The organism is Pigmentiphaga sp. GD03639 (genome assembly GCF_029845405.1).
GTDB lineage: Bacteria > Pseudomonadota > Gammaproteobacteria > Burkholderiales > Burkholderiaceae_B > Pigmentiphaga > Pigmentiphaga daeguensis.
On the sequence record NZ_JAOCLR010000016.1, the window covers coordinates 49,927 to 73,489 of the forward strand.

Annotated in this window: 17 protein-coding genes; 11 read left to right on the forward strand and 6 right to left on the reverse strand. The window is 68.5% G+C overall.

Annotated features, from left to right (window positions below; all coding sequences use genetic code 11):
- Nucleotides 1-55 precede the first annotated feature (55 nt).
- The 3 genes from N5K27_RS17315 (at nucleotide 56) to N5K27_RS17325 (ending at nucleotide 3,467) form a co-directional block, all read left to right on the forward strand.
- A complete protein-coding gene (locus N5K27_RS17315) occupies nucleotides 56-1,135 on the forward strand; it encodes a 4-oxalomesaconate tautomerase (protein ID WP_087837293.1) in 1,080 nt (359 codons plus the stop codon).
- A 94-nt stretch (nucleotides 1,136-1,229) separates the two neighbouring features.
- On the forward strand, nucleotides 1,230-2,210 hold the full coding sequence (locus N5K27_RS17320) for a tripartite tricarboxylate transporter substrate binding protein (protein WP_087837230.1): 981 nt from the start codon (nucleotides 1,230-1,232) through the stop codon (nucleotides 2,208-2,210).
- A gap of 222 nt (nucleotides 2,211-2,432) precedes the next feature.
- Complete coding sequence (locus N5K27_RS17325; protein WP_279817766.1) at nucleotides 2,433-3,467, forward strand: esterase; 1,035 nt, start codon at nucleotides 2,433-2,435, stop codon at nucleotides 3,465-3,467.
- Between the two features lie 46 nt (nucleotides 3,468-3,513).
- Here the strand turns inward: N5K27_RS17325 and N5K27_RS17330 are convergent, their stop codons facing one another.
- Both N5K27_RS17330 and N5K27_RS17335 read right to left on the reverse strand, forming a co-directional pair.
- Entirely contained in the window at nucleotides 3,514-3,828 is a 315-nt protein-coding gene (locus tag N5K27_RS17330) for a hypothetical protein (RefSeq protein ID WP_087837228.1), read from the reverse strand.
- A gap of 121 nt (nucleotides 3,829-3,949) precedes the next feature.
- The gene (locus tag N5K27_RS17335; RefSeq protein ID WP_087837227.1) at nucleotides 3,950-5,263 is read right to left on the reverse strand and encodes a hemolysin family protein; all 1,314 of its coding nucleotides are present in this window, start codon (nucleotides 5,261-5,263) and stop codon (nucleotides 3,950-3,952) included.
- 395 nt (nucleotides 5,264-5,658) lie between these two features.
- On the opposite strand from N5K27_RS17335, the gene N5K27_RS17340 reads away from it, so the two are divergent.
- Both N5K27_RS17340 and N5K27_RS17345 read left to right on the forward strand, forming a co-directional pair.
- On the forward strand, nucleotides 5,659-7,500 hold the full coding sequence (locus N5K27_RS17340; protein WP_279817767.1) for a BamA/TamA family outer membrane protein: 1,842 nt from the start codon (nucleotides 5,659-5,661) through the stop codon (nucleotides 7,498-7,500).
- Nucleotides 7,497-11,600, forward strand: coding sequence for a translocation/assembly module TamB domain-containing protein (locus N5K27_RS17345; protein ID WP_279817769.1), 4,104 nt, complete (start codon nucleotides 7,497-7,499; stop codon nucleotides 11,598-11,600). The genes N5K27_RS17340 and N5K27_RS17345 overlap by 4 nt, the downstream gene beginning before the upstream one ends.
- Nucleotides 11,601-11,637: 37 nt before the next feature.
- On the opposite strand, the gene fahA is transcribed toward N5K27_RS17345, so the two are convergent.
- From fahA to N5K27_RS17360, 3 genes are read right to left on the reverse strand one after another with little or no spacing between them, the layout of a single operon-like run.
- A complete protein-coding gene (gene fahA / locus N5K27_RS17350; protein WP_279817772.1) occupies nucleotides 11,638-12,906 on the reverse strand; it encodes a fumarylacetoacetase in 1,269 nt (422 codons plus the stop codon).
- An 8-nt stretch (nucleotides 12,907-12,914) separates the two neighbouring features.
- Nucleotides 12,915-13,868 carry a tripartite tricarboxylate transporter substrate binding protein gene (locus N5K27_RS17355; RefSeq protein WP_087837223.1) on the reverse strand — a complete coding sequence of 318 codons (954 nt, stop codon included), beginning with the start codon at nucleotides 13,866-13,868 and terminating at the stop codon, nucleotides 12,915-12,917.
- 25 nt (nucleotides 13,869-13,893) lie between these two features.
- Nucleotides 13,894-14,466, reverse strand: a complete 573-nt coding sequence (locus tag N5K27_RS17360) for a cupin domain-containing protein (RefSeq protein ID WP_087837222.1) — start codon at nucleotides 14,464-14,466, stop codon at nucleotides 13,894-13,896.
- A gap of 152 nt (nucleotides 14,467-14,618) precedes the next feature.
- Between N5K27_RS17360 and N5K27_RS17365 the strand changes: the two genes are divergently transcribed.
- Entirely contained in the window at nucleotides 14,619-15,287 is a 669-nt protein-coding gene (locus tag N5K27_RS17365; RefSeq protein ID WP_087837221.1) for a TetR/AcrR family transcriptional regulator, read from the forward strand.
- Between the two features lie 9 nt (nucleotides 15,288-15,296).
- Here N5K27_RS17365 and N5K27_RS17370 read toward each other — a convergent pair whose 3' ends face one another.
- Nucleotides 15,297-16,205 carry a LysR family transcriptional regulator gene (locus N5K27_RS17370; protein WP_279817777.1) on the reverse strand — a complete coding sequence of 303 codons (909 nt, stop codon included), beginning with the start codon at nucleotides 16,203-16,205 and terminating at the stop codon, nucleotides 15,297-15,299.
- A gap of 348 nt (nucleotides 16,206-16,553) precedes the next feature.
- Between N5K27_RS17370 and N5K27_RS17375 the strand changes: the two genes are divergently transcribed.
- From N5K27_RS17375 to N5K27_RS17395, 5 genes are all read left to right on the forward strand, one after another.
- A complete protein-coding gene (locus tag N5K27_RS17375) occupies nucleotides 16,554-18,044 on the forward strand; it encodes a chlorohydrolase family protein (protein ID WP_279817779.1) in 1,491 nt (496 codons plus the stop codon).
- A gap of 39 nt (nucleotides 18,045-18,083) precedes the next feature.
- Nucleotides 18,084-19,091, forward strand: a complete 1,008-nt coding sequence (locus tag N5K27_RS17380) for a tripartite tricarboxylate transporter substrate binding protein (protein ID WP_279817781.1) — start codon at nucleotides 18,084-18,086, stop codon at nucleotides 19,089-19,091.
- A gap of 97 nt (nucleotides 19,092-19,188) precedes the next feature.
- Nucleotides 19,189-19,752: a dCTP deaminase gene (gene dcd / locus N5K27_RS17385; RefSeq protein ID WP_124688076.1), complete on the forward strand. Its 564-nt coding sequence runs from the start codon at nucleotides 19,189-19,191 to the stop codon at nucleotides 19,750-19,752.
- 323 nt (nucleotides 19,753-20,075) lie between these two features.
- Entirely contained in the window at nucleotides 20,076-22,337 is a 2,262-nt protein-coding gene (locus N5K27_RS17390) for an arginine/lysine/ornithine decarboxylase (RefSeq protein ID WP_124688077.1), read from the forward strand.
- Entirely contained in the window at nucleotides 22,337-23,554 is a 1,218-nt protein-coding gene (locus N5K27_RS17395; RefSeq protein ID WP_279817784.1) for an NAD(P)/FAD-dependent oxidoreductase, read from the forward strand. The genes N5K27_RS17390 and N5K27_RS17395 overlap by 1 nt, the downstream gene beginning before the upstream one ends.
- Nucleotides 23,555-23,563: the final 9 nt, after the last annotated feature.

Sequence of the window (23,563 nt, forward strand, 5' to 3'; positions counted from 1 at the left end):
AAATTATATAAAAAATGCAATTTACTAATGCACAAGCCAGGTGCATTATTTCGTCATGCAAAAAGCCATACCTTGTGTACTGATGCGGGGCGGTACGTCCCGCGGTCCCTATTTTCGCGCCGAATGGCTGCCGCAGGACGTCGCCAAGCGCGACCAGGTGCTGCTGGCGGCCATGGGCTCGCCGCACGAACTGCAGGTCGACGGGCTGGGCGGGGCCAATACGCTGACCAGCAAGGTCGCCATCGTTTCGCCCTCGACGCGTCCCGGTTGCGACGTCGACTACCTGTTCGCCCAGGTGTCGGTCGACCGCGCCCTGGTGGACACCCGCCCCAACTGCGGCAACATGCTGTCCGGCGTCGCGCCCTTCGCGATCGACCAGGGCATGGTCGCCGCCAGCGACGGCGAGACCCGCGTGCGGATCTACAATGTCAACACGAATTCGACCATCGATGCCGTGGTGCAGACGCCGGGCGGCAAGACCGAATACGAGGGCGATGCCCGCATCGACGGCGTGCCGGGCACCGGCGCGCCGATCCGGCTGAACTTCCTCGATGCCTGGGGCTCGGTCACGGGCAAGGTGTTTCCCACGGGCAACACGCAGGACGTCATCGACGGCGTGCCCGTCACCTGCATCGATGCGGCCATGCCGCTGATGATCGTGCGCGCATCGCAACTGGGCGTGAAGGGCGACGAGACGGCGGCCGAGCTGGATGCCAACACGGCCATGCTGGCACGGCTGGAGTCCCTGCGCCTGGAGGCCGGCCGGCGCATGGGCCTGGGCGACGTCACCGACAGCGTCATTCCCAAGCCCGTACTGGTCAGCGCGTCGGCGGATGCGGATACGGTGGTGTCGCGGTATTTCACGCCGCACAAGTGCCACCGCTCGCATGCGGTGACCGGCGCCATCGGTGTGGCAACCGCCTTCGTGACGCCGGGCACGGTGGCGTTCGAGCTGGGCGCGCCGCGCGCGGCCGGCATGCATCGCATCGCCGTGGCGCACCCCTCGGGGCGCATCGAGGTCGATGTCGAATTGCGCGGCACCGCGCCTTCGATCGAAGTGTGCGGTGCAGGCCTGATTCGCACCGCCCGGAAAATCATGGAAGGGCAGCTTTACATTCCTGCACGCTTTTTTTAGGACCGCGTCATCCGCCTCCGGGCGCCATCGTCGAGCGCCTGGCGGAAGCCGCTTACGCTTCGGTAGTTCCGAAGAATCACACGGAGACTCATTCATGCAAGCCTCGTTCCGAGTGCCGGCGATCGCCGCCTTTGCCACTGCCTTCACCCTGTCCCTGGGCGCCGCCAGCGTCCAGGCCGCCTGGCCCGAGCGCCCGATCACCATCGTCGTTCCCACCGCTCCCGGCGGCGGCAACGACGCGTTCGCGCGCGTCATCGCCCAGAAGATGGGCGACAGCCTCAAGCAAAGCGTCGTGGTCGTCAACAAGGCCGGCGCGCAGGGCGCCATCGGCAGCGAGTACGTGGCGCGCGCCCCGGCGGATGGCTACACCATCCTGTTCGGCTACATCGCCACGCACGGCATCAACCCCGCGCTGCAGAAGCTGCGCTACGACCCGGTCAAGGACTTCAAGCCCATCGGCCTGCTGGCCAGCTCGCCCACGCTGCTGGTCGTGTCCTCGTCCTCCGGCATCACCTCGGTCAAGGACCTGATCGAGAAATCCAAGAAGGATCCCAAGGGCCTGAGCTACGCCTCGGCGGGCGCCGGCACCGCGCCGCACGTCACGGCCGAGCTGTTCAAGATGGTGACGGGCGCCAACATGCTGCACGTGCCGTACAAGGGCTCGGCGCCGGCGATGACCGACACGCTGGCCGGCACGACGCAGGTCATGTTCCCCAGCCTGTTCAGCGCCTATCCTCACCTGGCCTCGGGCCGGATCAAGGCCCTGGCCCTGGCCGGCGACAAGCGTTCCGACGTCCTGAAGGACGTGCCGACGCTGGAAGAGCTGGGCGTCAAGGGCGTCAGCGTGCCCCAGTGGTATGCGCTGTTCGCGCCGGCCGGCACCGACGACGCCATCGTCGAGCGCCTGAACAAGGAGCTCAACGCCGCGCTGCATGACCCCGAAGTCATCGCCAAGTTCAAGGAGCAGGGCGCCGACACGAAGAGCAGCACGCCGCAGGAGCTGGGTGAATTCGTGAAGTCCGAAGTGGCTCGCTGGAAGAAGGTGGTGGAAGCGGCGAAGATCACCACTGAGTAAGGGTCCCCCCCTACGCGCTTCGCGCGCCCAGGATGGTGGGCCCCCAGCCGCTACGCGGCAGCCCCCCCAAGGGGGCCGGGACCCGCCTTGGGGCGGCCCGGCGCCGGGTCCCCAGGGGGCGGCACTGGCGGACCGGCGGAGCCGGATCCGCTGTGCCCTGGAGGGGGCAGAGTGGTTTGGAGGGCGGTGCTTGCACCGCCTTTTTCTTTATCAGGAGGAGATATGAAGAGGACAGTTGCGGCGGTCGCGGTGGCGGCGTCGGCTTGGGCGGGGGCTGCGGTGGCGCAGCCTATCGTGTTGCGCGACATGGGGTCGTTCCATATCGGCGGCGAGCCTTTCGTGGTGTCGGGCGAGCCGGTGAAGGAGGTGAAGTTCACCGCCAACGGCGTGCCGCTGAAGATCGATCCCAACGGCACCTACATGGTCGGGCAGATGTACGTGCAGTACTTCATCCCCGAGCCCCGCAAGGGCGCGGTGCCGCTCTTGATGTGGCATGGCGGCGGTTTGACGGGGGTGACGTACGAGACGACGCCCGATGGCCGGCCCGGGTGGCTGAACGATTTCCTGCGCAAGGGATGGGCGGTCTACAACTCGGACGCGGTCGAGCGTGGCCGTTCGGGATGGCCGGCCACGGCCAAGCCGGTGTGGCAGGGCGATCCGGTGCTGGTCACCGCGGCCAATGCCTACGAGCGCTTCCGCATCGGCGGGGCGGGGTCGTGGAGCGATGATCCGGCGAAGCGCAAGCTGCTGCCCGGGAACCAGTTTCCCGCCGACCAGATCTGGCAGTTTTCACGGCAGTTCGTGCCCCGGTGGATCACCACGGACGAGCCCACGCTGAAGGCCTATCTGCAACTGGTGGACAAGGTATGCCCGTGCGTGCTGCTGGTGCACAGCCAGGCCGGCAAGTTCGGTTTCCAGGCCGCGCAGGCACGCCCGGACAAGATCCGCGCCGTGGTGGCGGTCGAGCCGGCCGAGGTTGGCGACGAGGACAAGGAAAAGATCGCGGCGTTGAAGTCGGTGCCCGCCCTGATGGTGTACGGCGACTACATCGAACAGGACTCGCGCTGGCCGGCGATCCGCGCCAAGGGCGCGCGCTTCGCCCAGGCCGTCAGGGAGGCCGGCGGCCAGGTGGACGAGGTCGATCTGCCCAAGGTGGGTATCAAGGGCAATTCCCACATGGTGATGATGGACAAGAACAACCTGGAAGTGTCCGCGCTGATCAACGAGTGGCTGGCCAAACGCGGGTTGTATCGGTAGGTTGGCGAGGGAGCGGCCGAAGGCCGCATGGGGGAGGGCTTGCCTTTCAGGACAGCTCTCTTACCTCGACGTCGACGATGTCGCTGCGCTTCATGCGGTTGGCGTAGCCGCTCGTGGAGCGGGCGGGGGCCGCCGCCGCGGTGGCGCCCTCGGCGTTGCCGCCGCCGAAGCCCCAGCGGGTCTGGGAGCGCTTCCAGTAGGTATTGGCGACGAACGGCTTGCCGCGCAGCTTGGCCACGACATAGACGATGGCCAGGGCGACGGCGGTCGAGGCGAGGAGGATGGCCGCCATGATCATGCCGACCAGGGCGATGCCCGCCACGAAGGCGGTGCGTAGCAATTTGGCGATGGTGTCAGTCATAGGTGGTGCGTCGGGCGGGAGCGCCCGGAACGGGCGGTGAAAGCGTTTGGGCGGCGGGGGGCTTGGAAAAGTTCCCGGTTTTTCGGGCTCACCTTGCAGGTGGGGACGTCCGCGGCTAGGTTCAATAGGGTTCTTCCGGGGTTTCGACCGGTTCGATGCGGGTGGCGATGACCTTGTCGATGCGTTTGCCATCCATATCGACCACTTCGAAGTTCCAGCCCGCCCAGTCGACCTGCTCGCCGGTGTGCGGGATGCGGCCCAGCAGCAGCATCAGCATGCCGGACAGCGTATGGTAAGTGCCCGAATCGCCTTCGGGTAGATGCTGTAAACCCAGCATATCCTCCATCTCGTGCACGTCGAGCAGGCCGTCGAGCAGCCACGAGCCGTCCTCGCGCTGCACGGCCGAGGATTCCTCGGGCGCGGTGGAGGTATGGAATTCGCCGACGATGGCTTCGAGCACGTCGCGCAAGGTCACCAGGCCTTGTACGTCGCCATATTCATCCACGACCAGCGCCGTCTGGGTGTGCGAGTCGCGGAAATTCTGGACGAGCTCGGTGCCGGTCAACGTTTCGGGTACATACAGCACCGGGCTCAGCCGGCTGGCAAGATCGAGCGGCTCGCCGGCCATGAGCTGGGCCAGCAGGTCCTTGGCGCGCACGAAGCCGATCACGTCCGACAGGTCTTCGCGCACGACGGGGAAGCGGGAGTAGTGCGAGCTTTCGATCTTCGCCCGCGAGACCTCGAGCGGTGCGTTGACGTCCAGGTAGACGATGTCCGAGCGCGGCACCATGAGCGAGGACAGGCGCCGTTCGTCCAGCCGGAAGACGTTGCGCACCATTTGCTGCTCGGCCTGTTCGAAGATGCCCGCCGTGGCGCCCTGGGCCATCAGTACCTGGATTTCTTCTTCGGTGACGAGCTGGTCGTTGTTTTCCCTGACGCCCATGAGCTTGAGCACCGTGTCCGTGGCCAGCGACAGCAGCTTGACGAAGGGCGTGGCGACCCACGACAGCAGGCGCATGGGCGCGGCGATCAGGCCCGCGATGGTCTCCGCGTGCATCTGGCCCAGCCGCTTGGGGACCAGCTCGCCGATGATGATGGACATCAGGGTGATGACGATGACCACCAGGGTCAGCGCGATCGCGCTGGCCGCGTCCGCCAGTGCCGGGAAGTGGTCGCGGATGGCCTCGGCCAGCGGCTTGGCCAGGGCGCCCTCGCCCACGATGCCGGTCAGGATGCCGATCGAGGTGATGCCGATCTGGACAGTGGAAAGGAAGCGCGTGGGGTGTTCGGCCAGTTCGAGCGCGGCGCGGGCCTTGGCGTCGCCTTCGTCGGCGCGCTGTTGCAGGCGGGATTTGCGGGCGGTGACAACGGCGATCTCGCTCATGGCGAAAATGCCGTTGGCGATGAACAAAATCAGAAGTAAGCCAATTTCCATTTTTTCAGGCGGGTCGGTCAGGCGGGCATTCCCCTTTTGTTTGGAAAACGCTTGTAACGCCAGCGAAACCGGTCTTATTTGACCGAATTTCCCCCACCTACTGTTATGAAGACCCCGTAGTCTAGCCGAGGATGGCCGTATTCCAAATGGGCAATGCTACTTACGGGCGCCGGAGCGGCCGTAAACAGATGGAAACAATACTCCGCGCGCGATCACGGAACACGCGCATGATCCGCTATGCTTGCGGTTGAAAATCAATACAGCGGAAGCGTCATGAGTTTGTCAGTCGAACGGGCCTGCGCGGCCGTACCCGGCATGATCGATCCTCTCCTGGGCGCCGACGGGGCTGGCGCCGCAGTCGCGAACGGAAACGTATTGCCTGCTCCGCGGACGTGATGCGCCTGCCTTTCGCGCCCGCCGTCCTGTGCGCCTTGCTGGCCCAGCCCGCGTTCGCGGCGCGGCCCGAGATCACCATCGATCCGGGCGGGCTGCCTGCCAGCGCCCTGCAAGCCGTCACGCACGCCGTGGACAGCATGGCGGACATGGCCGACGACCAGGACGGCGGCGAGGGCATACGCCTGCGCCGCCGCGCCCGCGAGGCCACGCTGGACGCCCTGGCCACCGAAGGCTATTTCTCGCCCGAGGTCCAGCTCGAGGCCGGCACCGACGTGGCGGGTCCCACCTGGGACATCACCATCGTCCCGGGCGAGCGCACCCTCATCGAGACCGTGGGCATCTCTTTCCTGGGCGCCATATCCGGTCCGGAGTTCGAGGAGCGCGTCGCCAAGCTGCGCCAGGACTGGGAACTGAAGGAAGGCAGCCCGTTCCGCAACGACGAATGGGAAACCGCCAAGCGCAACCTGCTGGACGCGGCGTCCGAGCGCGATTTCCCGGTGGCCCGCCTGGTCGATACGGCGGCGGACGTGGACGCCGACCGTGCCCGGGCGGCGCTGCACGTCAAGCTCGACAGCGGCCCTGCGGTGCGCCTGTCGGGCGTCGAGGTCCGGGGCCTGAAGCGCGTGCCCCAGGGCACGGTCGAGCGCTATGTCCGCATCCGCCCGGGCGAGCCCTACGACCGCGACCGCATGGTGGACTGGCAGCAGACGCTCCAGTCTTCGCCGTTCTTCTCGGGCGCCAAGCTCGACATCGACCGCCAGGGCATCGCGCCCAACCATGAAGAGGATCCGGCCCTGATGCCCAAGGGGCTGGAGCCGGACCAGACACGCACCGAGCGGGCCTACCAGGGGCCCAGCCACCTGACGCTGCCGGTGCTGGCGGACGTGGTCGAATCGCGTCCCCGCCGCATGAGTGTCGCGCTGGGCGTGGACGACGAGGCCGGACCGCGCATCGAGACCATCTACCGGCAGAACGTGGTCCTGGGCCAGCCGGTGGAGCTCGAGACCGGGCTGCGGCTGGACCGCCTGCGCAAGCTCGGCTATGCCGACATCCATCTCGCGCCCAACGAGAACGGGTTCCGCGACAGCTTCGGCGTGCTGGCGCAGGACTCGGACGTGCAGGGCCTGCACGTGCGGCGGCTGGCGGTGGGCGCCATCCGCGCCAAGACCTATCCCGCCGGTTTCCAGAGCCGCGTCGAGTACGAGACCCGCTACGGCGCGCGGGTCGCGCACGAAATGACCGACATCGACGGCTACAACTCCTTCACCACCAACACGGCCACGGCCACCGCCGAGATCATCCGCCGCGACGTCAACGACAAGTACGACCCGCGCGAAGGCACGCTGTTCGCGCTGGGCGCCGGCGCGGGCACCGCGCTCGACGCCAGCAATCATTTCCACCGGCTGACCGCGCGCGGCCAGTTCTGGTGGTCGCCCACCAAGCGCGACGTCATCACGGTGCGCGGCGAGGTCGGGCGCCTGTGGGCGCAGGATCTCAATCGCGTGCCGGACGATTTCTCGTTCCGCACCGGCGGCGCGCGTTCGGTGCGCGGGTATCGCTACCTGGGCCTGGGGCGCCAGGTCGGCAACGCGGTGCTGGGCGATGCCGTGCTGTTCGTCGCCAGCGTGGAAGCCACGCGCTACTTCGACGACCGGCTGGGCGGGGCGGTGTTCGTCGATACCGGCAATGTCGCCTCGCGCTTCTCGGACATGAAGCTGGCCACCGGCGTGGGCGCGGGGCTGCGGGTCCGCACGCCGGCCGGTCCGCTGAGCGTGGACCTGGCCTACGCGCTGCGCGACAAGAACATCCGCCTGCACTTTTCCCTGGGGATCGCATTTTGAACGGGCCCGTCACTTCGCCTCCCAAGCCGGCTCCGCGCCGCCGCCGCTGGCCCTGGGCCGTGGCGGGCGTGTTCGTGCTGGGCGTGGCCGCGGTGGCCGGCGCGGGCGCCTGGATCGCGTCCTCGGCCAGCGGCGCGGCCTGGGCCGTGCGCACAGGCGTGCAACTGGCGGGCGGATCCGTGCGCCTGGAGGGCGTGCGCGGGTCGCTGCTGGGCGGACTGGACATCGATGCGCTGGAGCTGCGGCTGCCGACGTTGGATGCCGACCTGGAGAGGCTGCGCCTGGATGTCCGCTGGCGCGCGCTGCGCGGGGCGCGGCTGCACGTTTCCGAATTGTCGGCGCGGCGGGCCAGGCTGAACCTGCGGCCGTCCGACGAGCCCGCCACGCCGCTGACCTCGCTGCGGCTGCCGCTTGCCATCGACGTGGACAAGCTGGGGCTCGGCACGCTGGACATCGAGATGGATGGCGAACGGCTGCCCGCCAGTTTCGACGGCATCGACTTGCGCGCGACGTCGTCGGGCGCCGAGCACCGGGTGCTGCTGGCCAACCTGCACGTGGCGGCGCCGCAGGCCGAGGCGACGCTGCGGGGCGAGGCCAGCGTGGGCGCGGATGCGCCGTTCCCGGTGAAGCTGGCGCTGCACGCCGGCGGCCATCAGGCGGCGCACGCGTTCGACCTGGGCGCCTCGGCCACCGGATCGCTGGAACGCCTGGCCTTCGCCGTGAGGGGCGACGGCGCGGGCGTGGACGTGAATGCCGAGGGGCAGGCGGCGCTGCTGGAAGGATTCCCGCTGCGCGGCCTCAAGCTGCAATTGCACGGCATCGATCCCGCCGCCTGGATGCCCGGCGCGCCATCCGCCAACCTCGGCCTGACCGCCGACCTGGCGGTGGCCGACGGCAGCGGCCCGCCGCTGTTGCAAGGCCCGTTCGCGCTGACCAATTCCACCCCGCGCCCGCTGGACAAGGACGGCGTGCCGGTGGCCGCGATATCGGGACAACTGAGCGCGCCGGTCGAGACCTTCGACGCGCTGGACGTTGCCTCGCTCCTGATCGAGTTCGCGGGGGGCGGGCGCCTGTCGGGCCAGATGGACTGGCGCCGCGACGCCGCGGCCGGCGACGCCGGACGCGTGCAGGGCCGGCTGCAGGCCAGCGGCATCGATGCGTCGCGGCTGCACGGCGCGGCGCTGCCGACCAGGCTGGCGGGCACGCTGGCGTTTTCCGCCGACGCGGTGGTCCAGTCGCTGACCGCGGACCTGTCGGACCGGTCGCGCAAGGTGCCGCTGGCGCTCAAGCTCGAGGCCGGCGTGCGCGACGAGGTCGTGCGCATTCCGCAGTTCGCGCTGACCGCCGGCGAGGCGCGCGCGAACGGCAAGGGCGAACTGCAATTGGCCGAGCCCCGGCGTTTCGCCGCCGAGCTGCGGCTGGACCGTTTCGACCCCAGCCACTGGGTGCGCAGCGAGGCCCTGCCGCCGGCCCAGGTCTCGGCGCGAGCCGAGGTGAAAGGGGCCTTGCTGCCCGAACTGGGCGGGACGGCACAACTGCGCATCGAGGAGGGCAGCCGCTGGAACGGGCAGCCCCTGGGCGGGCACGGCGAACTGGCTTTTGCCGGCATGCGCGTCACGCGTGCCGACGCGGCGCTGAACGCCGGCAGCAACCGGCTGACGGCCAAGGGCGCGTTCGGGCGTCCGGGCGACAAGCTGGATTTCGACCTGGACGCGCCACGCCTGCAGACCTTGTCATCGCTGCTGAACGGCCGCTTGTCCGCGCGCGGCTCGCTGGGTGAAACGCTGGATGCGCCGGTGCTGGACATGACGCTGGACGCGGGCGACCTGCAGTTGCCCGGCGGCGTGCGCGTGGGCAAGGTGCAGGGGCGCACGAGCCTGGGCGGATCGCCGGTCAACGGCAAGCGTCCGCAGGGCGGGTTCGCGGCCGCGCCGGCCGACATCGACCTGCGCATCGACAACGTGGCCGTGTCCAGCGCGCCGCAGGCCACCATGAGCCAGGCCACCCTGCGTCTGCAAGGCACGATGGCGCGCCATGAAGGGACGGTGGATGCCGAGTTCGTGCCGGCCGACCGGTCGGCGCCGGCCACGCTGGCGATCCGTTTCGACGGCGGCTGGGGCGCGGGTCCGGGCCGGGGCGCGCCGCCCGGCTGGCGCGGCAAGGTAGGGCAGTTCGACCTGTCCCGCGCGCCGCTGGGCATGTCGCTCGAGGCGCCGGTGGAACTGAGTTACGTGCCGTCCGCGGCGGCACCGCAATGGCAATGGGAAGTGGGGCCCGCTGGCATCGCCTTGCGCCTGCCGGGCGGGCAGACCGGCAAGCTGGTCAACGAGGGGGCACGCGGCGGTGGCGGCCGCTGGGAGTCGCGCGGCCGCGCCGAGGGACTGGCCTGGGCGCCGGAGATCCTGCTCGAGGCACTGGGCGGCAAGCCCATTCCGCGCGAGCGCGTCATCGTGCTGGATGCCGACTGGGACATGCGTTTCGCCGGTTCGCTGCAAGGGACGGCGAACATCCGCCGCCGCAGCGGTGACCTGTGGGTGCCCGGCACGCCGCCCATGGCGCTGGGCCTGCGCACGCTGGATGCCAGCCTCAGGGCGACGCCGGATGGCAACGCGGGCCACAGCCGCATCGTCCTGCAAGCCCTGGTCGAGGGCGACCGCGTGGGCAGCGTGCGGGTGGACGGCGAGGCCGGCGTCATCGCCCGTGGCGGCGCGATCGGCCTGGACCGTGACCGTCCGGCCCAGCTCGATGCCCAGGTGGACCTGAAGGACCTGAGCTGGGTCAGCCTGTTCATCGGCGACAGCGTCGAGGTGGGCGGCAAGGTGGCCGGTTCGGCGCGCGTCGCCCAGTCGGGCGGCCAATGGCATGCCTCCGGCGGCCTCCAGGGGGAAGGCATCCGGATCGTACGGCTGGACGACGGGCTCAGGCTGTTGGACGGCACGCTGAAGGCCACGCTGGAGGATGACCGCATCGTGCTGGAATCCTTGCGTTTTCCCAGCGTGATCCGGGTCAACCCGCGCGATTCGCGGGTGCAGCAGTGGATCAAGAACGAGAGCCAGGGCGGCTGGATGGAAATCAGCGCCGATTGGCGGATGTCTCAGGCCTCGGGCCACGCGACGCTCAAGGCCGAACGTTTCCCCGCGATCCAGCGCGCCGATCGCTTCGTGGCCGGCTCGGGGCGGGTGGACATGGACATCATCCCGGACCGCATGCGTATCGCGGGCCTGTTCGAAGCCGACACCGGCTGGGTCGACATGGGCACCCAGGCTCCGGCCAAGTTGTCGGACGACGTGTACGTGCGCCGTACCGGCGAGGAGCGGCAGAAGAAGACGCTGGGCATCGCCATCGACGTCGGCGCCAAGCTGGGCGACCGCTTCTACCTGCGAGGCTACGGCCTGGATACCGGCATCACCGGCGACCTGCGCATCGTCGGCATGGTCGGCGCCTTGTCGTCCAGCGGCACGGTCCGCACGCGCGGCGGCCGCTTCGATGCCTATGGCCAGACGCTGACGGTGCGCCGCGGCGTGCTGACCTTCCAGGGGCCGCTGGACGATCCCCTGCTGGATGTCGTGGCGGTGCGTGTCGGCCCGCGCGTGGAGGCGGGCGTGCGGATCAGCGGCACGGCGCGCCGCCCCCGCATCGCGCTGGTCTCCACGCCCGAGGTGAGCGACGTGGAAAAACTCTCGTGGCTGCTGCTGGGCCGGGGCCCCGACGAAGGCGGAGGCGGCGCCGATGCCACGTTGTTGCTGAGCGCGGCGACGTCGCTGCTGGGGCCGCAGGGCAGCGAACCGATCTCGCGCCAGCTTGGGCTGGACGAGATCGGCGTGCGGTCGGGCAACGTGGGCAGCAGCCGCGGCCTGCTGCCGGACCGCACGGTGGCGGGGGACAGTACCTCGTCGGCCTACGCGCTGTCGAACAACCAGTTCCTGGTGGTGGGCAAGCGCCTGTCCGACCGGCTCTACGCCAGTTTCGAACAGGCGCTGTCGGGCCGCGACGGTGTGGTCAAGCTCAGCTACCGCCTGAGCAATCGCCTGTCGGCGGTGGCCAAGGGCGGCACCTTGAACGGCCTGGACCTGCTGTATTTCGTGCTGTTCGACGACTGACGCAGACGCGGGGGGCCGTTGCCGGCCCCCCGCGCGTTCAGGGAATGGCCGGCAGCACTCGCCCCCGTACGCTGCCGAAACCCACGCGCAGCGCGCCTCGGCGGGCATGGCCGCGAATGACGACTTCGTCGCCGTCCTGCAGGAAGCCGCGCGTGCTGCCGTCCGCAAGGGCCAGCGGTTGCCTGCCGTTCTCGGTCAGCTCCAGCAGGCAGCCTCGCGCCTCGGGGCTCGGCCCGCTGATGGTGCCCGAGCCCATCAGGTCGCCGGTGCGCAGGTTGCAGCCGCTGCTGGTGTGGTGCGCGAGTTGCTGCGCCATGGTCCAGTACAGGTGCCGGAAGTTGCTGCGGGTGATGGTCGCGGATGTGCCGTCCGGCGTGCCGAGTTCCACCGACAGTTCGATGTCGTAGGCGTGGCGATCGGTTTCTCGCAGATAGGGCAGCGGCACCGGATCCTGTTGCGGGGCGTCCACCCGGAAGGGCTGCAGGGCGTCCAGCGTGACCACCCACGGCGAGATCGATGTGGCGAACGCCTTGGCCTGGAAGGGGCCGAGGGGAACGTATTCCCAGCGCTGGACGTCGCGGGCGCTCCAGTCGTTCATCAGCACCATCCCGAAAATGCGCGCGATCGCGGCATCGGGATCCAGCCGGCTGCCCAGGGCCGTGCCCGGCCCCACGAAGAAGGCCGTTTCCAGTTCGAAGTCCAACTGGCGGCAGGGCCCCCACTCGGGCGTGCCGCCGGCGACGGGCAGTTGCCCCATGGGGCGGTGCACGTCGTGGCCGGACAGCACCACCGAACTGGCGCGGCCGTTGTAGCCGATGGGCAGGTGCTTCCAGTTGGGAGTGAGCGCATTGGCCGGATCCCGGAACAGCTTGCCCACGTTGGTGGCGTGGTCCTCCGACGAATAGAAGTCGGTGTAGGACGCGATCTCGAACGGCAGGTGCAGCGTGCACGCCTGCATGGGCAGCAGCGCGCGGGAGCGCAATCCGGCGTCGTCGCGCAGGCGCGAGTCGGTGCCGGACAGCAGCGCCGCCAGGCGTGCCCGGACCGCGTTCCACACGGGCCGGCCGGCGGCGGCGAAGGCATTCAGGCTGCCCTGGCCGAACAGCGCCGGTCCCGAGGGCGTGGGCAGCAGTCCCGCGCGCTCGAGCGCGTGCAGGTCCACCACCCAGGAGCCCAGCGCGGTACCGGCCCGGAGCCCGCCGTCCGGCGTGGAGAAGATGCCGTAGGGCAGGTTCTGGATGGGGAAGTCGCTGTCGGGCTCGACGTCGATGAAGGCGCGCAGCGACGCATCGATGATCTCGTACATGGCCGTGCTCAGTTGCCGGTGTTCAGCAGGCCGAGCGACTGGATCAGCGCACGGTTGGTGTCGTTGTCGCTGGCCAGCCGGCTGGCGAAGGTGGCGCTGTCCAGGTAGTTGACCTGCTGGTAGAGCTGGCCGGCCGCCTTCTGGAATTCGCTCTTCTGCGTGGCGGCGTGGCAGGCTTGCTGGAGCTTGTCGCGCGCGGCCTGCGGCACGCCGCGGCTGACGTACAGGCCGTTGCGGGCGATGACCGCGTGCTTGATGCCGAACTCCGTGATGGCGGGTACCTCGGGCAGGCCGGCCAGGCGCTTGTCGCCGTACACCGCCAGGATGCGCAGGTCCTTGCCCACCACCGACGAGACGCCCAGGGCGCCGAAGTCGATGTGGCCGCCCAGCAGTTGCGGGATGACCTGGGCATCGCCGCGGAAGGCGATCTCGTTGAAGTTCACGCCCGAGGACTTGGCCAGGTTGGCCGTGGCCAGGTGCGGTACCGATCCGGGACCGGCGTGGCCGTAGGACAGCTTGCCCGGCTGCTGGCGCGCCTGGTCCAGCAGTTCCTTGACGCTGTGGATGGGCGAGTCCTTGCGCACGGCGATGACGAACGGGTTCTCGAAGATCTGGCAGATCGGCGTGATGCTGTCGGGCTGGTAGGGCAGGCGGCCCATCAGGAAGGGGGCCTGGGTCAGCGGCGACGAGGGCGAGAACAGCACCGTGTAGCCGTCGGGACGCGCGGAGGCCACGGCGGCCACGCCTATGGTGCCGCCCGCGCCGTCGCGGTTGTTGACGACGATCTGCGTCGACAGGATCTCGGACAGTTCGCGGCCGAAGGCGCGCGCCATGACGTCCACGCTGCCGCCCGCCGAGTACGGAACGATCAGCTCGACCGGGCGCGACGGGTAGGTCTGGGCGGTGGCCGTGGCGCACATGGCGGCCAGGAGCGGAACGAACAGGATCTTCTTGAAAGACATGCTTGGTCTCCTCTTGGAGTGGGGGTTACTGCTGCACGGGCAGGGCCGGATCGAACTTGCCGTCGACCAGGACGAACAGCACGCGGGCCGGCTCGTTCGTGCGGTTGGTCCAGGCGTGATTGGTGCCGCGCTGGATCAGGACTTCGCCGGCGCCGAGCGTGACCTCGGATTCATCCAGCAGCATGGTGATCTCGCCCGACAGCACGATGGCGTAATCGATGGTTTCGGTGCGATGCATGAAGGGGTGGCGCTGCTTGCCGCCGCCCTGGGCGGTCAGCGCATGCTGGCCGCCGAACATCGAGAACGCCTGTTTGGCGGCATCGGCATCCACGTCGCGCAGTTCCAGGCCGGCGGGCGGGAATTCGATGATGCGCACGACCGTGCCCAGTTTCGGCGGGGCCAGCGACACCGGCCCCAGGGTGGGGTCGGCGCCATTGTCGATGGGCGCGGGGGCCGTGGGCGTCAGCCACAGCTGGGTCAGGTAGTAGCCGGGGCGGCTGGCATCGTGGCGGACGTTGGGCGCATAGCCGTCCTCCAGCACGACGGCGCGGCCCTGCTCGTCATGGCCGGTCACGACACGGCGGATCTTTCCGTTCATGGGGTTCCTCATGCGGGCGCCGGATGGCGCGTCAGGGTCCATCATAGGAATTCCCAGCCATTCGGTCAAACGAATGATTCAATCAATCGACTGAAACAAAAATCCAGGCTTTGCGGGTAACATAGGCTCCCTATCGCTTTCCGGACGACTCCATGCCCAGCCCCGCCGCCGATCCCGCCGAATCCGCCTCTACCCGCGACCGCATCGTCGACGTGGCCGAGCGGCTGTTCGCCGAGCACGGCTACAACGGCGTATCGCTGCGCACGATCACCGCCACCGCCGGCGTCAACATGGCCGCCGTGCACTACTACTTCCGGACCAAGGAAGGATTGCTGCGGGCGATCTTCGAGGCGCGCGTGGGCCGGATGAACGACGAGCGGCACGCGCTGCTGCAGGCCTGCGTGCCCGCCGACCCGCAGGCGCGGCCCGAGGTGCGCGCCGTGCTCGAGGCCTTCATCGGACCGGGCATGCGCGTGGGGCAGACCGAGGAAGGCGCCCGCTTCAACCGGCTGTCGGCCATCTGCTCGGTCGAGCCCGATCCGGCGGTCAAGAACATCGTGTTCGGCGTCCACGACGACGTCGGCCGGCTGTTCGTCGACATCCTGGCCCGCGCCTGTCCCCACTTGACGCGGGATGAGCTCTACCTGCGGCTGCAATGCGTGTTCGGCAGCATGATGTACATCCGCGCCGACAACGGCCGCGTCGCCCGGCTGATGCCGGACGTGCGCGCCACGCCGGTGTCCGCCGCCAGCGTCGACCTGACCCTGTCGCGCCTGCTGGATTTCCTGGCAGCGGGGCTGGCGGCGCCCGCCGCCGGCTAGCGCCTTACATCACAACTCCCGGCAGACCTCGAAGATCAATTCCCGCAGCCAGCGCTGGGACTGGCTGGGATGGGTCCGTTCGTGCCAGAGCTGCGAGACGACGAACTCGCCCAGCGGCAGCGGATGGGGCGCCATGCGCAGCGGATAGAGACCGCAGAAGGCCAGGGCGATGCGGCGGGTGACGGTGGCGATCAGGTCGGTGCAGGCCAGCGTGGGGGCGATGGCGAGCATGTGGGGAACCTGGGCGGCGACGTCGCGCGAGATGCCGTGCTGTTGCATCGCATCCTGCAGCACGCGCTCGCGCGCGCCGTTCTGGCGCGGCATGGCGACGTGCCGCGCCGAGGCGAACTGGCGGGGGCCGAGCGTCTGGCCATCCAGCGGGTGGCCGATACGGTGCAGGCAGACATAGTCGTCCCTGAACAATTCCTGCCGGTAGATGGGATAGGTGGCGGTGGCCACCGGCGACAGTACCAGGTCCACCTTGCCCAGCAGCAGCAATTCCTCGGGCATCAGGGGCTCGATGGGGTGGATGGCCACCGACACCGAAGGGGCCTCCGAGGCCAGGCGCCGCATGAGCGCGGGCAGCAGGGTAAAGGTGACGTAGTCCGTGGCCGCGATGTTGAAGTGCATGCGCGCGGCATGCGGCGCGAAGGGCTCGGACGGCGAGGCCAGTCCGTTCAGGGCGAGGATGGCGTGGCGCACGCCGGTGGCCATCTCCATGGCCTTGTGGGTGGGCACGACGCCGCGCCCGTTCCGCAGGAACAGCGGGTCGTGGAAGATCTCCCGCAACTGCGCCAGCCCCTTGCTGACGGCGGACTGGCTGATGTCGATGCGGTCGGCGGCGCGGGTCACGTTGCCTTCGGCCAGCACCGCATCGAAGATCATCAGGAGATGCAGGTCGACGTGCTTGATGTCCATGGATCGGGGCTTCATCGGGGCCGGCGGCCGGCCGTCATAATCAAATATTCCACAACGGAATCGAGATAGCCATTCTTGGCCGGAAGGCACGGCCCGGCCAGATCCTCGCTATGGGGTCGCGCGCCCTCGATCCCGCTTCTGCCTTCATCACACACGTTCTTCATCGATCTCGCGCATTTTTGCGTGACGCCCGTTCTCGCTGCACGGCATGGGCGAGCCGCGTTCCTGGCTTCCGGCGGCCGGTCCACCGCGTTGACAGTCCCGGCAATTGCTCAGCATGCTGAGAACCTGGCATCGGCAGTGCATCGCAGGATCAATATTGGCAGAACGCGGAGGAAAAAGACCAGCATGAAAACCAGGATCAACGGCGACTGGGTGGTGGGATACGAGAACGGCGGGCATGTGCTCTACCGGCAGGCCTGCGTGGTCTACGACGGGGACCGTATCGTCTACGCGGGGGACGATTACCGGGGCGAGGCGGACCGCGTCATCGAGGCGCCGGGCTGCCTGTTGTCGCCGGGCTTCATCGACACGCACGTGCACTCGGGTCACCGCGCGCTGCACAAACTGCTGACCGACCACGGCCGGGCGGACCTCTTCGGCCAGCCCTACATGGACGTCACGATCGCCCGGTCGGGCACGCGCATACAGGGCTATCCCAATTACCTGACCAAGGAAGAGGCGCAGGTGGATCCCGGCATCGCCCTGCATGCGGCGTTCACGGTCAGCGAACTGCTGCGCAACGGCGTGACGACTTTCGTCGAACTGGGCGGGCACGTGATCGTCCAGGAGGCGTTGTGGAGGCAGTGCGAGGCGCTGGGGGTGCGGGGCTACCTGGGGCCGGGCTATGACAGCGGGCGCTGGGCCTCGGACGACGATGGCAACCTGACGCGCGTGCCCTATCCCGACGGCGGCCTGCACCTGTTCAACGACGCGGTGGCGTTCATCGAGCGGGTCGAGCGCGATCCGAGCGACCTGGTCCACGGGATCCTGGTGCCGCGCGAGGTCGAGAACTGCAGCATCGACATCCTGCGCCGGACCGTGGCGGCGGCGCGCGACCTGGGCGTGCCGATGGCGACGCACGCCGGCTACAACGTCATCGAGTTCTACGAGACCGTGCGCGAACATCGCAAGACGCCCATCGAGCTGCTGGACAGCGTGCAGATGCTGACCCCCGCGCTGAACATCGGACACGCCAATTTCATCTCCGACAGTCCGCGCCTGAACTATTCGGGCGGCCGCGATCTCGAGCGCATGGGGAAGAGCCAGGTCTCGGTGTCCCACTGCCCGATCAACATCGTGCGCCGGGCCCGCGTGCTGGATTCGTGGAAGTCGTACCGCGAGGCCGGGGTGAACATGACGATAGGCAGCGATACCTATCCGCGCGACATGATCATGAACATGCGCACGGCTTCCTATCACGGCAAGGTCATGAGCCATGACCTGACGGCGGCCAGCGCGGAACAGGTGTTCGAGGCGGCCACGCTGGGCGGCGCCCGCTCGCTGGACCGCGAGGACCTGGGCCGGCTGGCGCCCGGCGCCCGCGCGGATATCGTCGCCATCAACCTGGGGCGCAAGGACGTGCTGCGCTACGGGCCGATCTGGGACCCGATATGCAGTCTGGTCGAGTGCGGCGTGGGCGACGACGTGGACCTGGTCGTCACCGGCGGGGAGATCCGCATGCGCGACGGCCGCATCCCCGACGTCGACCTGGGCGGCCTGCGGGCCGAGGCCCAGGCGTTCGCGGAAGGGGTGTGGGGCCAGGTCCAGGACTGGGACCCGCTGCGGCGTACCGCCCGCATGATGTGCCCGCCTTCGTTTTGCCCCGATTGCGAATAGCCCGGCGCGCCGGATCCGATCGTTTCCAAGGATATGTCCATGAAGATCTCACGCTTTTCCCTTGCCCGGGCGAACTTCCTGCGGGCGGCCGTCTGCGCGGTGGCGGCCGGCCTGGCCGCGCCGGCATTCGCCCAGGACCATGCCGCCGATGCCTACCCCGAGCGCCCGGTCCGCATCGTCGTGCCCTACGGCGCGGGCGGCGCGGCCGACCTGCTGGCGCGCGTCCTGGCGGAACGCCTCGCGCAGGATTGGGGCCAGCCCGTCATCGTCGAGAACAAGCCCGGCGGAGTGGGGACCATAGGCATCTCGGCCGTGGTGAAGGCCGCGCCCGATGGCTATACGCTGGTGTCCGTGCCGGTGTCGGACCTGGCGGTCAACCCGCACCTCTACCGCAAGCGCCCGTTCGACATCGCCCGCGACCTGGCGCCCGTCGCCCAGGTGGGGGCGGTGCCCAACGTGCTGGTGGTGTCGAACACGCTGGGCGTGGCGGATGCCAGGGCGCTGATCGCCAAGGCCAAGGCCGGGCGCCTGAGCTATTCGTCGCCGGGCATAGGCAGCCAGGCGCACCTGGCCGCCGAGATCTTCGCCGGGCGCGCGGGCGTCAGCCTGCTGCATGTGCCCTACAACAGCGTGTCGGCGGCGCTGGCGGACGTGGCGGGCGGCCAGATCGACATGATGATCGCGCAATTGCCGGCGGCGCTGCCGTTCATCCGCGGCGGGCGGGTCAAGGCGCTGGGTGTGGTCGCCGAGCAACGCTCGCCGCTGGTGCCCGAGATGCCGACGCTGAAGGAAACCACCGGCCTTTCTTTCGGCGACGCGATTTCGTGGTCGGGGCTGATGGCGCCGGCTGCCACGCCCCTGGCGCTACGGGAGAAAATCGCCCTGGCGGTTACCCGGGCGATGCGGTCGCCCCAGGCCCAGGAACTGTTGGCGCGCCAGGGCACGGTGGGGCTGGGGGGCACGCCGGACGATCTTTCCAGGGCCATCGCTGAGGATTCCCGCAGGTACGGCAAGGTGATCAAGGCGCTCGACATCCGGCTGGACTGAGCCGAAAGGGGGAGGGGACGGTGGGGGGTATTGGGGGTATCCCCAGTCCAGCTACAATTCCCCCTTTACGTAGACGTCCCCTGACGAGACCCCGTCCATGAGCATCAAAAGCGACCGCTGGATCCGCCGTGTGGCGGCCGAAGGCATGATCGAGCCATTCGAGCCCGGCCAGGTCCGGGCGCACGACGGCCAGCGCATCGTCAGCTACGGCACGAGCAGCTACGGCTACGACGTGCGCTGCGCCGACGAATTCAAGATCTTCACCAACATCAATTCGACCATCGTCGATCCCAAGGCCTTCGACGAGAAGTCCTTCGTGGACTTCAAGGGCGAGGTCTGCATCATCCCGCCCAACTCCTTCGCGCTGGCGCGCACGGTCGAATACTTCCGCATTCCGCGCAGCGTCTTGACCATTTGCCTGGGCAAGAGCACCTACGCGCGCTGCGGGATCATCGTCAACGTCACGCCCCTGGAACCCGAATGGGAGGGCCACGTGACGCTGGAGTTCTCGAACACCACGCCGCTGCCCGCGAAGATCTACGCCGGCGAGGGCTGCGCCCAGATGCTGTTCCTGGAAAGCGACGAAATCTGCGAGACCTCGTACCGGGACCGCGGCGGCAAGTACCAGGGCCAGCAGGGCGTGACGCTGCCTAGGACATAGGCCCCCCCCTACGCGCTGACGCGCGCCCCCCAGGGGGCCGACGGCGGGGGACCGGCGGAGCCGGATCCCCCGTGTCGTGGTCTGGGGGCAGTGGATTGCGTGGGGTGGTCCTCAAACCGACACTGAATTGTTTTACGCTAGTTGTTTGTTTTTTTACGCCCGGAGGCGCTGTGCGAGGTAACTTGCTCGCGGCCGGCCGTTTTTCAACCGATTTCCCTGCCGCCACGTGCCCTGCCAGGGCACAGCGGATCTGGTCCGCCAGTCCGCCAGTGCCGCCCCCTGGGGGGCGCGCGTCAGCGCGTAGGGGGGGGGCTTCAACCTCAATGAAATTCCGTTTCCCCATCGTCATCATCGACGAAGATTTTCGTTCCGAGAATGCATCCGGTCTGGGCGTGCGCGCGCTGGCCGCGGCCATCGAGGCCGAGGGCATGGAGGTGCTGGGCGTGACCAGCTACGGCGACCTGTCGTCCTTCGCTCAGCAGCAGAGCCGCGCCAGCGCGTTCATCCTGTCGATCGACGATGAGGAATTCGGCGAGGGCATGCCCGAGGACGTGGCCAATGCCGTCAGCAAGCTGCGAGCCTTCATCGGTGAACTGCGCTTCCGCAATGCCGAGATCCCCATCTACCTGTACGGCGAGACCCGCACCTCGCGGCACATCCCGAACGACATCCTGCGCGAGCTGCACGGCTTCATCCACATGTTCGAGGACACGCCGGAGTTCGTGGCCCGCCACATCATCCGTGAAGCCAAGAGCTACCTGGAATCGCTGCCGCCGCCGTTCTTCCGTGAGCTGGTCAAGTACGCGCAGGATGGTTCGTATTCCTGGCACTGTCCCGGCCACTCGGGCGGCGTGGCGTTCCTGAAGAGCCCGGTGGGGCAGATGTTCCACCAGTTCTTCGGCGAGAACATGCTGCGCGCCGACGTCTGCAACGCGGTGGACGAACTGGGGCAACTGCTGGACCACACCGGCCCCGTCGCGGCCTCCGAGCGCAACGCGGCGCGCATCTTCAACGCCGATCACTGTTTCTTCGTGACCAACGGCACGTCCACGTCCAACAAGATCGTCTGGCATGCCAACGTGGCGCCCGGCGACGTGGTGGTGGTGGACCGCAATTGCCACAAGTCCATCCTGCACGCCATCATCATGACGGGCGCCGTGCCGGTGTTCCTGCGGCCCACGCGCAACCACCTGGGCATCATCGGGCCGATTCCGCTGGAGGAGTTCCGTCCCGAGAACATCCAGAAGAAGATCGACGCCAATCCCTTCGCCAAGGACAACGCCGGCCGCAAGCCCCGCATCCTGACCATCACGCAGAGCACCTACGATGGCGTGGTCTACAACGTCGAGATGATCAAGGAGCTGCTGGGCAGCAGCATCGACACCCTGCATTTCGACGAGGCCTGGCTGCCGCACGCGGCGTTCCACGACTTCTACCGGAACATGCACGCCATCGGCAAGGACCGTCCGCGCAGCACCGAGGCGGTGGTGTACGCGACCCACTCCACGCACAAGCTGCTGGCCGGCATCTCGCAGGCCTCGCAGATCATCGTGCAGGAGTCCGAGACCCGCAAGCTGGACCGCTACGTATTCAACGAGGCCTACCTGATGCACACGTCGACCTCGCCGCAGTACGCGATCATCGCGTCCTGCGACGTGGCGGCGGCGATGATGGAGCCGCCGGGCGGCACGGCGCTGGTCGAGGAAAGCATCCTCGAGGCGCTGGACTTCCGCCGCGCCATGCGCAAGGTGGAAGCCGAGTTCGGCGCCAGCGACTGGTGGTTCAAGGTCTGGGGTCCGGACAACCTGGTGGCCGACGGCATCGGCGAGCGCGATGACTGGCTGCTGGAAACCGATGCCAACTGGCACGGGTTCGGCGCCCTGGCGCCCGGCTTCAACATGCTGGATCCGATCAAGGCGACCATCGTCACGCCGGGCCTGGACGTGTCGGGCACCTTCGGCCAGACCGGCATTCCCGCGTCCATCGTCACCAAGTTCCTGGCCGAACACGGCGTGATCGTCGAGAAGGCCGGCCTGTACTCGTTCTTCATCATGTTCACCATCGGCATTACCAAGGGCCGCTGGAACACGCTGCTGACTGCGTTGCAGCAGTTCAAGGACGACTACGACAGGAACCAGCCCATGTGGCGCATCCTGCCCGAGTTCTGCCACGACTACCCGCAGTACGAGCAGGTGGGGCTGCGCGACCTGTGCACCCGCATCCACGAGATGTACCGGGCCCACGACGTGGCGCGCCTGACCACCGAGATGTACCTGAGCGACATGGTCCCGGCCATGAAGCCGTCCGAGGCCTTCGCCAAGATGGCGCACCGCGAGATCGAGCGGGTCGACATCGATGCGCTGGAAGGGCGCGTGACCAGCGTGCTGCTGACGCCGTACCCGCCGGGCATTCCGCTGCTGATCCCGGGTGAACGCTTCAACAGCACCATCGTCAAGTACCTGCAGTTCGCCCGCAAGTTCAACGCCCAGTTCCCGGGCTTCGACACCGACATCCATGGGCTGGTGGAGGAAGTGCTGCCCAACGGCGACATGCGCTTCTACGTGGATTGCGTCAAGGACGCCTGATGGCGGCGGACGGGCCGCGCGGCGCGGCCTTCGACGTGGCGGTGATCGGCGCGGGCGCAGCCGGCATGATGTGCGCGGCGGTGGCCGGGCAGCGCGGCCGGCGCGTGGTGCTGATCGACCACGCCCGGCGGCTGGCCGAGAAGATCCGCATCTCCGGCGGCGGGCGGTGCAATTTCACCAACCGCGATGCCGGACCCGCCAATTTCATTTCTGGCAATCCCCACTTCTGCCGCTCGGCGCTGTCGCGCTACACGCCGGGCGATTTCCTGGCGCTGATGGCGCGCCACCGCATCGCCTGGCACGAGAAGCACCGGGGCCAGCTATTCTGCGACGAATCCAGCGAGGACATCATCCGCATGCTGCGCGCCGAGTGCGACGCGGGCGGCGTGGCGTGGCGCATGCCCTGCACGGTCGAATCGGTGGAGCAGGGCGAGGCGGGTTTCATGCTTCGTACCTCGTCCGGCGCCATCCGCGCCGCACGCGTGGTCGTCGCGACCGGCGGGCTGCCCGTCGCGCAGATCGGCGCCTCGGACTTCGGCCTGCGCATCGCGCGGCAGTTTGGCCTGAAGATCGCCGAGCCCCGGCCGGCGCTGGTGCCGCTGACCTTCGACGCCGCGTCATGGCAGCCCTTCGTGCCCCTGGCCGGCGTCGCGCTGGAGGTCGACATCCGCACCGGTTCGGGCCGGGGCGCGGCCTCGTTCCGCGAGGACCTGCTGTTCACCCACCGGGGCCTGTCCGGTCCGGCGGTGCTGCAGATATCGAGCTATTGGCAGCCGGGCGAGCCCATCGTGATCGATCTCGCACCGGGCGTGGACCTGATGGCGGACCTGTTGGCCGCCAAGGCCGGCGGCCGCCAGCACCTGGCCAACGTGCTGGCCGGCATGGTGCCGCGCCGGCTGGCCGAACAGTGGCTGGCCGCGGCCCATCCCGGCCTGGGCGAGCAGCGTATCGCAGACCTGCCCGACAAGGCGCTGCGCCAGGTGGCCGAGGGCATGAAGCGCTGGACCCTGACGCCGTCGGGTACCGAGGGGTACAGGAAGGCCGAGGTCATGCGCGGCGGCGTCGATACCCGTGGCCTGGACCAGCAAACCATGGAAGCCAAGGCCGTCCCCGGCCTGCATTTCATCGGCGAAGTGGTGGACGTGACGGGATGGCTGGGAGGCTACAACTTCCAGTGGGCCTGGGCGTCCGGCGCGGCCTGCGGCCAGTCGGTCTGATTGCCAGCG

What these genes read in the sequence shown, in the direction of transcription:
- N5K27_RS17315 (WP_087837293.1), top strand. Translation starts at nt 56, where the DNA reads ATGCAAAAAGCCATACCTTGTGTACTGATGCGGGGCGGTACGTCCCGC.
- N5K27_RS17320 (WP_087837230.1), top strand. Translation starts at nt 1,230, where the DNA reads ATGCAAGCCTCGTTCCGAGTGCCGGCGATCGCCGCCTTTGCCACTGCC.
- N5K27_RS17325 (WP_279817766.1), top strand. Translation starts at nt 2,433, where the DNA reads ATGAAGAGGACAGTTGCGGCGGTCGCGGTGGCGGCGTCGGCTTGGGCG.
- N5K27_RS17330 (WP_087837228.1), bottom strand. Translation starts at nt 3,828, where the DNA reads ATGACTGACACCATCGCCAAATTGCTACGCACCGCCTTCGTGGCGGGC.
- N5K27_RS17335 (WP_087837227.1), bottom strand. Translation starts at nt 5,263, where the DNA reads ATGGAAATTGGCTTACTTCTGATTTTGTTCATCGCCAACGGCATTTTC.
- N5K27_RS17340 (WP_279817767.1), top strand. Translation starts at nt 5,659, where the DNA reads ATGCGCCTGCCTTTCGCGCCCGCCGTCCTGTGCGCCTTGCTGGCCCAG.
- fahA (WP_279817772.1), bottom strand. Translation starts at nt 12,906, where the DNA reads ATGTACGAGATCATCGATGCGTCGCTGCGCGCCTTCATCGACGTCGAG.
- N5K27_RS17355 (WP_087837223.1), bottom strand. Translation starts at nt 13,868, where the DNA reads ATGTCTTTCAAGAAGATCCTGTTCGTTCCGCTCCTGGCCGCCATGTGC.
- N5K27_RS17360 (WP_087837222.1), bottom strand. Translation starts at nt 14,466, where the DNA reads ATGAACGGAAAGATCCGCCGTGTCGTGACCGGCCATGACGAGCAGGGC.
- N5K27_RS17365 (WP_087837221.1), top strand. Translation starts at nt 14,619, where the DNA reads ATGCCCAGCCCCGCCGCCGATCCCGCCGAATCCGCCTCTACCCGCGAC.
- N5K27_RS17370 (WP_279817777.1), bottom strand. Translation starts at nt 16,205, where the DNA reads ATGGACATCAAGCACGTCGACCTGCATCTCCTGATGATCTTCGATGCG.
- N5K27_RS17375 (WP_279817779.1), top strand. Translation starts at nt 16,554, where the DNA reads ATGAAAACCAGGATCAACGGCGACTGGGTGGTGGGATACGAGAACGGC.
- N5K27_RS17380 (WP_279817781.1), top strand. Translation starts at nt 18,084, where the DNA reads ATGAAGATCTCACGCTTTTCCCTTGCCCGGGCGAACTTCCTGCGGGCG.
- dcd (WP_124688076.1), top strand. Translation starts at nt 19,189, where the DNA reads ATGAGCATCAAAAGCGACCGCTGGATCCGCCGTGTGGCGGCCGAAGGC.
- N5K27_RS17390 (WP_124688077.1), top strand. Translation starts at nt 20,076, where the DNA reads ATGAAATTCCGTTTCCCCATCGTCATCATCGACGAAGATTTTCGTTCC.
- N5K27_RS17395 (WP_279817784.1), top strand. Translation starts at nt 22,337, where the DNA reads ATGGCGGCGGACGGGCCGCGCGGCGCGGCCTTCGACGTGGCGGTGATC.